This is a genomic window from Salinimicrobium profundisediminis (genome assembly GCF_026241755.1).
Taxonomy (GTDB): Bacteria; Bacteroidota; Bacteroidia; order Flavobacteriales; family Flavobacteriaceae; genus Salinimicrobium; species Salinimicrobium profundisediminis.
On the sequence record NZ_JAPJDA010000006.1, the window covers coordinates 81594 to 92051 of the forward strand.

General features: G+C 39.7%; 9 protein-coding genes. All 9 read left to right on the top strand.

What is annotated here, in order from left to right:
- Positions 1–7 precede the first annotated feature (7 nt).
- The 9 genes from OQ279_RS04965 to OQ279_RS05005 all read left to right on the top strand — a co-directional run bounded on the left by OQ279_RS04965 (position 8) and on the right by OQ279_RS05005 (position 10370).
- Positions 8–1081 (top strand): glycosyltransferase family 2 protein, encoded by a 1074-nt coding sequence (locus OQ279_RS04965; protein ID WP_266068730.1) that lies wholly within the window; start codon positions 8–10, stop codon positions 1079–1081.
- 133 nt (positions 1082–1214) lie between these two features.
- Positions 1215–2780 (top strand): glycosyltransferase family 2 protein, encoded by a 1566-nt coding sequence (locus OQ279_RS04970; protein WP_266068731.1) that lies wholly within the window; start codon positions 1215–1217, stop codon positions 2778–2780.
- Positions 2777–3793: a glycosyltransferase family 2 protein gene (locus OQ279_RS04975; protein ID WP_266068732.1), complete on the top strand. Its 1017-nt coding sequence runs from the start codon at positions 2777–2779 to the stop codon at positions 3791–3793. The genes OQ279_RS04970 and OQ279_RS04975 overlap by 4 nt, the downstream gene beginning before the upstream one ends.
- A gap of 4 nt (positions 3794–3797) precedes the next feature.
- A complete protein-coding gene (locus OQ279_RS04980; protein ID WP_266068733.1) occupies positions 3798–4580 on the top strand; it encodes a hypothetical protein in 783 nt (260 codons plus the stop codon).
- 21 nt (positions 4581–4601) lie between these two features.
- Positions 4602–5597, top strand: coding sequence for a glucosamine inositolphosphorylceramide transferase family protein (locus OQ279_RS04985; RefSeq protein WP_266068734.1), 996 nt, complete (start codon positions 4602–4604; stop codon positions 5595–5597).
- A gap of 31 nt (positions 5598–5628) precedes the next feature.
- Positions 5629–6432, top strand: a complete 804-nt coding sequence (locus OQ279_RS04990; protein ID WP_266068735.1) for a class I SAM-dependent methyltransferase — start codon at positions 5629–5631, stop codon at positions 6430–6432.
- Positions 6433–7668: a glycosyltransferase gene (locus OQ279_RS04995; protein WP_266068736.1), complete on the top strand. Its 1236-nt coding sequence runs from the start codon at positions 6433–6435 to the stop codon at positions 7666–7668.
- 178 nt (positions 7669–7846) lie between these two features.
- On the top strand, positions 7847–8911 hold the full coding sequence (locus OQ279_RS05000) for a glycosyltransferase (RefSeq protein WP_266068737.1): 1065 nt from the start codon (positions 7847–7849) through the stop codon (positions 8909–8911).
- Between the two features lie 46 nt (positions 8912–8957).
- Positions 8958–10370: an O-antigen ligase family protein gene (locus OQ279_RS05005; protein WP_266068738.1), complete on the top strand. Its 1413-nt coding sequence runs from the start codon at positions 8958–8960 to the stop codon at positions 10368–10370.
- The last annotated feature ends 88 nt before the right edge of the window (positions 10371–10458 follow it).

The following is a 10458-nucleotide window of genomic DNA, read 5'->3' on the forward strand; positions in this document are numbered from 1 at the left end:
AACTAAATTGCTGTCTATAATTTATCCATATCGCAATCGTAACTTACAAGGTGTAAAAAGATCCCTGGATTCTTTACGGAGTCAAACCAAACCAACCTTTGAAGTTTTTTTCATAGACTACGGTTCGTCCCCTGAAACTGCATTCCAAGTAAAGGAACTTTGTGCAAAATATTCTTTTATAAATTATAGATACGCCTTTAATCAACATCAACCCTGGAATAAAAGTCGGGCTTTAAATTCTGTAATAAAAACACTGGTATCTGGATATTGTTTTGTGGCCGATGTGGATATTATATTTCATCCTGAATTCATTCAAAAGGCCATTCAGCTTCAGGATCTCAATAAAAGCACATATTTTCAGGTGGGTTTTCTTTCTGAAGGAGATGAGGTAACACAGAATCATTTCACAACCGGGGATTATAGAAAAAGCACCCGGGAAGCAACTGGTTTAAGCATGTTTCCAGTTAGGGTATTACAAGACCTCCGCGGGTTTGATGAATTCTATCACTTTTGGGGTGCCGAGGACACCGATATGCATGTACGTATAGAGAATGCCGGATATGAGGTAAAATTTTATGATAAAGAGATTTTGCTCCTCCACCAATGGCATCCTTCATATCGGAGAGAAGAAAGAAAAACTTTGACCCGGGAGCTACAAATCAATGGAATTGTACAACTGAACCATCAACACCTTCAATGGGCAATTCAAAAAAACACTACTGCAACAAATCGGGAAGAGTGGGGAGTAGTTACCAGTAAGGAGGATTTCGAATTTTTAGATCAGTTAAAGACAGACCAATGTATAGATAATGAAAAAAGAAAAATTGATGATCTTTTATATGGGCAGTTTCCTTCTTTTAAGAACCGAGCTGTAAAAATTGAGATAAAGAAAAGCCTGTATCAAAGATCCCTGAAATATAAATTAAAAAGAATTCTACGAAAAAAAGTTCCTGAATATTACACTTTAAAAGAAGTAAATGATCTTGTGTTGCTCCATCTTATTTCTTTTTACCGAACTAGACCTTATATTTATATGGTAGACGACAATTTGGACAGCCTAACGTTGAGCATCAAACTTTAAATTAACCACGAGTCAAATTTAGGATTATAGACTCACCCGATGACCCTTTCTTTTTTGCCAGATTTCATCCGATTCAAAGGATCAAAAAGAATAGAATATTAATTATATTATATTTGCTGCAAAGTCCCTCAATTTGAAGATCCTCGTTCATAAAAGAGCTCTTGTTCCCGTGAAAGGAATTTCTTCTAATGGGGAAGAAATATCTCTGAAAAGCGAAAACTGTACTGCTGCTTTATGGGAACTTGCCGGGCGTTTTCCTAATGAACTTATCGGCTGGTGTGAGGAATCTTATCTGAAACACCTGGATCTCAACCAATGGAAGGAGATTTTTTATCATCATCTTATTATGGCTTCCTATGCTGTTGAGACTACTTTTTTACCTGAGAGTATAGGATATGTGGAGCAGTTGCCATTTGCCACTCTCAACAGAAATGTGCTATTTGCCACCTGGAGGATGAGCAGGGATGTGGGAGGGATTCATGCTAAGGTCCTTAACCGTTTTAAGCCTTTGATGAGTGAGATCAAGGACCTGGAGTACCTTCTCAACTCTGTGGCTAAACTAGGCCAGCAAAATTCCCTCTTCTGTTACAGCGCTCCGAGCCTCTTACAAAAACAGCCTGCTGAGAATATTAGCTATACTGCTTCGAAACAACAGCTTTTTACGTTTGTCTATCAGCATTACAATTCTATATGGTTGTTGATCATTATATGGTGTTTTTATAAATATGAAAAGGATCTTTCTTTAAGATCTCTTTTGAAAGGCTTCAAAACGAACAAATATTTTCAGAATAAAGTGGATCTGTCAGGACTTGAGATTTCTACCGGTAGGATTTCGGAGGTATCAGATGCAATAGATGTCATCATTCCAACAATGGGAAGACCGGAACATTTGTTCAATGTTCTAAAAGATTTTTCCAAACAAACTCGTCTTCCTCAAAAGATCATTATTGTGGAACAAAATTCCGATAGGAGTTCTGTTTCTGGTCTGGGTTATCTGGAAACTGAAGAGTGGCCTTTTGAGATCATTCACCATTTCATCCACCAAACAGGTGCCTGTAATGCCCGGAATATAGCATTAAAAGAGATTAAGTCTGAATGGGTTCTTTTTGCAGATGATGATATTAGGCTCATGCATGATACGTTGGAGAACGCATTTTTTGAAATCAATAGATATAAAATTGATGCCCTAAGCATGAACTGTGTTCAGGAGGGAGAAAAAACAGTTTTTAACAAAATAAAACAATGGGGAAGTTTCGGTTCAGGTACAAGTATTGTCAAATCCTCATTTGCTAAAAATTGTTTCTTTTCTCCAGTTTATGAACACGGTTATGGTGAGGATTTAGATTTTGGAATGCAACTGCGCAATCTGGGATGTGATATTGTATATCATCCCGGAATCACTATTCATCATCTCAAGGCTCCCATTGGTGGCTTTCGTGACAAACCTATAATGGAATGGGAGAAAGGAAATCCAAAGCCAAAACCATCCCCCACTCTAATGGCTTATGTGCTAAAATATTATTCAAAAGAACAGATAGCGGGTTTCAAGACTTCCCTGCTTCTTAAATATTATAATAAGCAATCGGTCAGGAACCCGTTTAAGTATAACAGGGAGATGAGAGAGAGCTGGAAGAAGAGTAAAACATGGGCAAAGAAGTTATTGCTGCTGGAAATTAACCTTAAAGAGAGAACAGTATGAAATCTGGGTTGATCATTTGTACTTATCAACGACCGGAGGCGATAATGAAATTGATGCGGTCTATAAGGGATCAAACTGTTTATCCAAATCAAATCCTGGTGGTAGATGGTTCCCTGGATGATCAAACTGAAAGGGTATTGCAGCAGCAGGAATTTTCTAAGCTGGAGTATTTTAAGGTGGGTAAAGATGATAGAGGATTAACGCGACAGCGAAATTTTGGTATCTCTAAATTAGATCTACAAATTGAAATAGTCTTTTTCCTGGATGATGATGTGATCATAAGCCCAAATTATTTTGAGGAGATCCTGGGTACTTACCAAAGTTTTCCCCAGGCACACGGAGTTTCAGGATATACTGTAAACGAAACTAAATGGAAAGCAGTGGAGGAGAATTATACACCAACTTTTGGAGAATTTATGTTTGATGGATGGATTCGAAAAGAAGGCAGCAGATTTTTATTACGTCGCAGATTCGGTTTGCAACCTGATGTGCCTCCCGGTTATATGCCTGAGTTCTCTCATGGTTATTCTGCCGGATTTCTTCCCCCCTCGGGAAAAACATATGAAGTAGAAATGTTAATGGGAGGTATTGCTTCTTATCGAAAACAGATTTTTTCAGAAATTCAATTTTCACCTTTCTTCGAAGGTTATGGTCTTTATGAAGATGCCGATTTTTCTCTCAGGGTCTCCAGGAAAGGTAAACTTTACGTGAACACAGCAGCAAAACTGGAGCATTATCACGATGAAGCGGGTAGGCCTAACAATTTCAGGTATGGGAAAATGGTGGTTAGAAATGGCTGGTATGTATGGAGACTAAGACATCCAAAACCTTCCTCAAAAGTCAAACTGAAATGGCATGGCACCTCTTTTTTACTTACTTTGGTGCGCATTAGTAACATCTTTAATACTTCAAAAAAGAAAGAAGCATTGACAGAAAGCCTCGGCAGGATAGCAGGCTGGTGTAGTTTGCTGCTGAAACGCCCTCACCTAAGATCTAAAAATTCTGTAGAATAAGCTCATGAATTACAAATCACTCTTTAGATCACGGAATTATCAGCATTTCTTTCACAGGATAAAACCTTTTCCTGCTACCGTAAAAAAAGAACCGCTTGACTATTCCAAATTTAAGGATCTGAGCGATCTTCTAGATTATATGGAAATCAAAGAATACAGGAAGATCGTGGTTGTGGCCAGTGGTCCTTCTGCCTCGAAAATAATTTTTGATAAGGAGAACATCTATTTTGCCTGTAATGATTCTCTAAGACTGGTGCAGGATCTTCCTCATATATATATGCTTTACGATATGTTTTACCTTACCAGGTATTTAAAGACCTATGAAGGTGGGAATGGCTGGAAAGGGAGTATCTTCTGGTATAATTACAACAACCCTCACTCCCACAAGATCTACAGGCTTACCCGTAAATATTTACAACGCTATTCCAGAGAAAAAAGGGAGTTTCTAATAACAAATAAAAGCGAAGAAGAACTACAATCTCTTTACTACCAGGCAGAAATTCTTTTGCAGGAGGCTTTTGATTACAGGCACTACAGGGTGAATTCCGGTTTTAATACTTTGGTGTTTGCTGCTTTACTGGCGTACCTTGAAAGTAAACCCCTGGAAGTATATGGGCTGGATATGGGCATTGGGGGGAATAAATATTTTAATAAGGATTCTCCCCTTGGACGGAGTGTGAAGTCCCAAAAAAACAGGGAACTCGTAAAGTTATTCCTTGATAAACTATATAGGAGTGATGTGGAAGTGAAGAATTTCTCTAATTTTCAGGGAAATGTTAAGGATTAAGCCTTAAATACGGAGAGAAGAATGAAGAAAGGAGCACTGTTTTTCCTGGGATTCCTAGGAGTTTTACTGTTGATCATTATAATAATGAACTACAGGTATCCTTTCATGGTCGCACCGGGAGGGAACTGGTCGGTAGGTTATCAGGAAGCCTCTCAGATTTCGGGTATGGATGTCAGCCCCAGTGGTATAATTACACATCAACAGGTGAACAGGATAACTGAAGAAGAAATAGCCTATATAGCCGATCCTTTTTTCATAAAAGAGCAGGACACATTTTATCTATTTACCGAGATCAAAGGCAAAGACAATGCGAATATTGCACTTTTCACTTCTGAGGATGGGGTGGATTACAGCTATGAGGGAATTGTTCTGGATGAAACTTTCCACCTTTCTTACCCTCAGGTCTTACGGCATAAAGAAAATTTTTATATGTTGCCTGAAACCAAAGGAGCAAATCAGGTGCTTCTTTATAAAGCTGAAAATTTTCCCTACTCCTGGAAAGTTGTGGATACATTGATTAAAGACAGGGCTTTAAAGGATGCGTCCATTCTTTTAAGTAAGGAACTAAATCTCCTTGTGGCAGTAGATGACGATCTACAACAAGTAATGTACAAGGCAGACTCCCTTAACGGAAAATGGAATGAGGTAAAAGAATTTCAGCCTCGCTGGGGGAATGAAAGCAGACCGGGTGGAAGATTTGTTTCAATTGATGAAGACTGGTATCTTCCCCTTCAAAATCATATAGAAGGCTATGGAACCGGGATCTCTTTGTATAAGCTGCTTTTTACTGAGGAAGAATTTAAGTTTCAATTGGCAAATAAGCTGCTCCTGAAACCCCAGGAAGAAATTGATTGGTTTAAGAGAGGCATGCACCACCTGGATGTACAGCCAATAGATGATGGTGGTTATTATATGGTATATGATGGAGACATGAGCAAAGGAGAGGACAAAGAACTTCAGTGGAAAAGATCAGTAAAATGGAATCTCGTCGATTTGTACAATTATTTGCAGCTTTAGATATAAAAAGGCTTTAGCAGGAACAAAGGATATGAAGAAGAAATGGCCAACAGTAAATCAACGACAGCGGGAATTCTATGATTCCAAGAAGAAAAATTTTCCCACCCGGCTTTGGTCTTCCCTGAGGAATGGGGCTCTAAACCGTATCAAGAAGAGGGTAGGTATCGAAGCCGATATTTATATGCTCCACAAATCCTGGTTTGGAGATCTTTCAGAAAAGAAAGTGCTTGATTTGGGTTGTTATGAGGGAAACTCCCTGAGTTTTTACCTGGCCGAAAATTCCAAAAGTTACCTTGGCATCGATCTCAGCCCCAAAGGAATCGAAAACCTGAACAGGCGCCTAAAAAATATTCCGGGAGCCCGGGCAGAAGCAATGGATTTTCTTTCTGAAGCTTTTGAAGAAAAAAACTTTGATCTTATCTATGCTTATGGAGTGCTGCACCACTTTAAGGATTTAGATCAACTTATCCTGAAGCTGAAGGAAAAGCTTAATCAGGATGGAATAATTGTCAGTCACGATCCATTGGAAACAAGTTTACCTATTAAAACAATCCGCAGGATCTATAGGCCCTTCCAAAGTGACAGGGACTGGGAATGGCCTTTTAACAGGAAGACCTATTACAGTTTTGCAAAGGAATTCAAGATCGTAGAAAGAAGGGCGGTGCTGGGAAAGACCAAGTGGACGGCGCTGCTCAATATCCTGTCGGTTTCTCAGGAAAAAAAAGTACAAAAAGCTGCCGCCTGGCACCGCGAAGATTGGGAACGTTCGACGGTTGATGATGAACATATGTTCAGCTGTATGCATTTGAGCATGCTGATGCAAAAAAAGGAATAGATGAAATTTGCGATATTTTCACATGTCGAACATATTGAACGGGAGGGCCGGTATTATGCCTACGCGCCTTATATGCGGGAGATGAAGCTATGGTTGAAATATGTGGAGGAGGTGGAGGTTGTGGCCCCCCGGCCCCCAAAGGGGGAGGTTGGCGGACAAAATTGCTACCAACATGAAAATCTGACTTTTAATACAATTCCGTCATTTCATTTTCTGAATTTGAGAGGTGCTTTAAAGACTATTTTAAAAATTCCCTATATACACTATAAGATATTGGGAGCAATGAAGAGGGCAGATCATTTGCATCTGCGGTGTCCGGGGAATATTGGTCTGCTGGCATGTATTTGCCAGATCTTTTTTCCGTCCAAACCAAAATCAGCTAAATATGCCGGTAACTGGGACCCGGAGGCGAAACAACCCTGGAGTTACAGGTTCCAAAAATGGCTTTTGAGCAACACCTTTTTGACAAGAAATATGCAGGTACTGGTTTACGGAGAATGGCCGGAGCAGTCAAGAAATATTATACCTTTTTTCACAGCTTCCTTTTCAGAGAGAGAAAAAACTGAGGTGCCAAAAAAGGCATTTTCAGAACCTTTTATTTTCCTGTTTGTAGGCAACCTGGTGGAGGGAAAGCGGCCACTGGAAGCGATTAAATTTGCGGAGGAAATAAATAAATTTAGAGAAGGTGCGGATCAGGAGATCCGCGCCAGCTACATTCCAATGAAATTGGAACTATATGGGGATGGCCCGGAAAGAGAGAAGCTTGAAACCTACGTAAGGGAAAATCATTTAGAGCAATTAATAAGTATAAAAGGAAACCGACCTCTAGAGGACTTGAAAAAAGCTTACCAAAAAGCCCATTTTGTGATACTCCCTTCCAAATCTGAAGGTTGGCCCAAAGCCCTTGCCGAAGGCATGTTCTTTGGCTGCATTCCAATTGCCACTCCCGTTAGTTGTGTGCCGTGGATGCTCGACTACGGTAGTAGGGGAGTATTATTAGAGGATCTAAGCCAAAGGCTAACAGCTAACGGCCAAAAGTTAAATAGGAGTGTACAGAGGGCAGAGGACAGAGGACAGGATGTCCTGAAAATTGCACAATTATTAGCTGATCAGGAAGAAATGGAGAAAATGTCTGAGGAGTCAAAAAAATGGAGTCAGCATTATACGTTGGAGAGGTTTGAGGAGGCGATAAAGAAAGTGCTTTTACATCCTAATGACATCCTAATGAGGAGGTAAGTATTTCTAAAGGGAAGCTTTCCCCGGCTCCCTTTAGGGACGGGGTAAAACGGGGAAAGAGGGAAGAATAAGAATGAAGCATTAGTGAAAAAGCACTTCGACCATCCCCTCCTTCAGTCGGGGAGCTCAGTGTGACATTCGTAAGAAAAACGGTAATCAGTAAACAGTAAACAGAAAAATGCGAGTATTACAGCTAATCGACAGCCTAAGGCCCGGCGGCGCCGAAAAAATGTCTGTATCCTACGCAAATGCTTTGACGACCCGGATAGATGCTTCTTTCCTCTGTTGTACCCGAATGGAGGGTTTGCTGAAAAAGCAATTAGCCCCCGAAGTAGGTTATTTATTCCTTAATAAAACCGGAACCTTTGACCTTAGAGCTTTCCTGAAGTTGAAGAAATTTGTAAAAGAAAATAAGGTAGATATCATACAGGCCCATGGTAGCTCATGGTTCATGGGGGTACTTCTAAAAATATCTCTTCCGAAATTAAAGCTGGTGTGGCATGATCATTATGGGGCAAGGGCAGAGAAAGATCTGAGACCGGGGTTATTATCCATATTTTCCGAGTATTTCGACGGAATTATTAGTGTGAACCTACAACTTAAGGAGTGGGCAGAGAGAAACCTTCATTGTAATAAAATTGCTTTTATACCTAATTTTGCTTCCTTTGGAGGAAGAGAGCCTAAGGATAATAATCTTCAAATTAGAGAAGGTTTTAAAATTATTCATCTGGCTAATTTAAAACCACCCAAAGACCACCTGAATCTTTTGAAGGCTTTCGGGAAGTTATCACAGGTCAATACATCAGTAAGCCTTCATTTAATAGGGAAAGAGGAGAATAATTTTTATTCCCAGGAATTAAGAAAGTTTATTAAAGAAAATGGTCTTGAAGATAAAATCTATTTTTACGGTGAAAGGGAAGAGATAATGAATCTTTTGCAACAGGCTGATCTTGGGGTGCTATCTTCTTCCTCGGAAGGCTTACCCGTTGCCCTCCTGGAGTATGGTTTTGCAGGTTTACCTGTGGTTTGTACAAAAGTGGGAGAATGTGAGTCTGTAGTCGGAACAGCGGGGGTATTAGTTCCCCCGAATGATCCGGAAGCCCTATTTTTGGCTCTTAAATCATATGTGGAAAATGAAGTTGAAAGAAGGAAAGATTCCGTAGCTTTCCAAAAAAGGGTTTTTGAAACTTATTCAGAAAAGCAGGTATTAAAACAGCTTTTGAGCTTCATGAGAGATTTGTGATCAGATCATTCGGAATGAAAAATAGGTTGCAGGTTAAAAAGACAAAGTGAGATATAAGAGACCATCCAGAGTAGTGCAAAACCTTTTACAGGTGGAGTATATCAAATTGGTGTTGCTACATTTGGCAATAGCTTTTGCTATTTATTTATACGAGCCTCTCTCTATGCTCTATTCACTATCAGTTTTTGCTTACTTTATCTTTACTATCCTACAGAAAAAAAATAAGAATAACGAAGCTTTAATGGCCGCTGCTTACATTGCCGGCGTTGAGATATTCTGGAGAATGACGGGAGGGGTCGTTTTTTATGAAACCGGTAAATATGCAGTTATTGTTTTTCTGCTAATAGGAATGCTTTTTAAAGGAACTTCGGCGAAGACCACGCCTTTTTGGCTCTATCTATTGATCCTGGTACCCGGTATTGTGATTGCTTCTCTGAACCCCGACTATGATGAGGTATTTAGGAAAGCTGTGGCATTTAACTTGAGTGGGCCTGTATGCCTGGGGGTTTCTGCCTTATATTGTTATTATAAGAAAATTTCTAAAAAAAATTTTCAAAAAGTACTTTTAATGTTACTGCTGCCTATAATAACAAACATGTTCTATTTGTTTTTCTATACTCCAAGTCTACAGGAAATGGTTATAAATATTGGAGCCAACTATGCAGCCACTGGAGGCTATGGGCCCAACCAGATAGCCACTATTATGGGAATGGGAAGTTTATTGTTGGTCATTCGACTTTTCGATGTAAAGGGTAAATGGGTCAATCTCATTGACCTTGGTTTATTAGGTATGATGAGTTATAGAGCAATAATTACATTTTCGAGAGGAGGAATAGTAACTGCTTTAATATGTGCGGCGGCTTTTATATTTCTGCTATACTACAAGAAGGGTCGTAGGGAGCAGAAACAACTGCAAATTAAAATTATTTTTTTAGTAGGAGTTCTTTTTGCTTCATGGGCTTTATCGGCTGCCGGAAGTTCCGGGTTAATAGTGAACCGATGGACGGGGAAAGACGCAAGGGGTAGAGAGAAGGAAGATTTGACTACGGGAAGAGTAGATCTTTTGTCGACTGAACTTGAAGCCTTCTATCATAATCCTGTAGTGGGAGTAGGGGTAGGAAAAGCCAAATCTTACCGGGAGGAGGAATTGGGGGAGGAAATTGCCACCCATAGCGAAGTGAGCAGGCTACTCTCTGAACATGGTCTTTTGGGGCTGTTGGGAGTGGCTATTTTAGTTATTGTACCTATGCTCTTTTGGCTAAAGTTCAAGAACAACTATTTCTTTCTTTGCTTTATGCTGTTCTGGTTCCTTACTGTTAATCATTCAGCCATGAGAATTGCATTACCGGCATTTGTATATGGTTTGGCCTTGCTATATATAGTTGATGATAAAAGGAGAGATAGAAGGACAGGAATAGAAGAACGAAAACTAAGTTCAGTTGTGAGTTCTCAGTTATGAGTTCTCAGTTGTGAGTTCTCAGTTGTGAGTTCTCAGTTGTGAGTTCTCAGTTGTGAGTTCTCAGTTGTGAGTTCTCAGTTGTGAGTTC

Excerpts from the sequence above, each read along its gene's own strand:
- OQ279_RS04975 (WP_266068732.1), top strand. The coding sequence starts at position 2,777 with ATGAAATCTGGGTTGATCATTTGTACTTATCAACGACCGGAGGCGATA.
- OQ279_RS04980 (WP_266068733.1), top strand. The coding sequence starts at position 3,798 with ATGAATTACAAATCACTCTTTAGATCACGGAATTATCAGCATTTCTTT.
- OQ279_RS04985 (WP_266068734.1), top strand. The coding sequence starts at position 4,602 with ATGAAGAAAGGAGCACTGTTTTTCCTGGGATTCCTAGGAGTTTTACTG.
- OQ279_RS04990 (WP_266068735.1), top strand. The coding sequence starts at position 5,629 with ATGAAGAAGAAATGGCCAACAGTAAATCAACGACAGCGGGAATTCTAT.
- OQ279_RS04995 (WP_266068736.1), top strand. The coding sequence starts at position 6,433 with ATGAAATTTGCGATATTTTCACATGTCGAACATATTGAACGGGAGGGC.
- OQ279_RS05000 (WP_266068737.1), top strand. The coding sequence starts at position 7,847 with ATGCGAGTATTACAGCTAATCGACAGCCTAAGGCCCGGCGGCGCCGAA.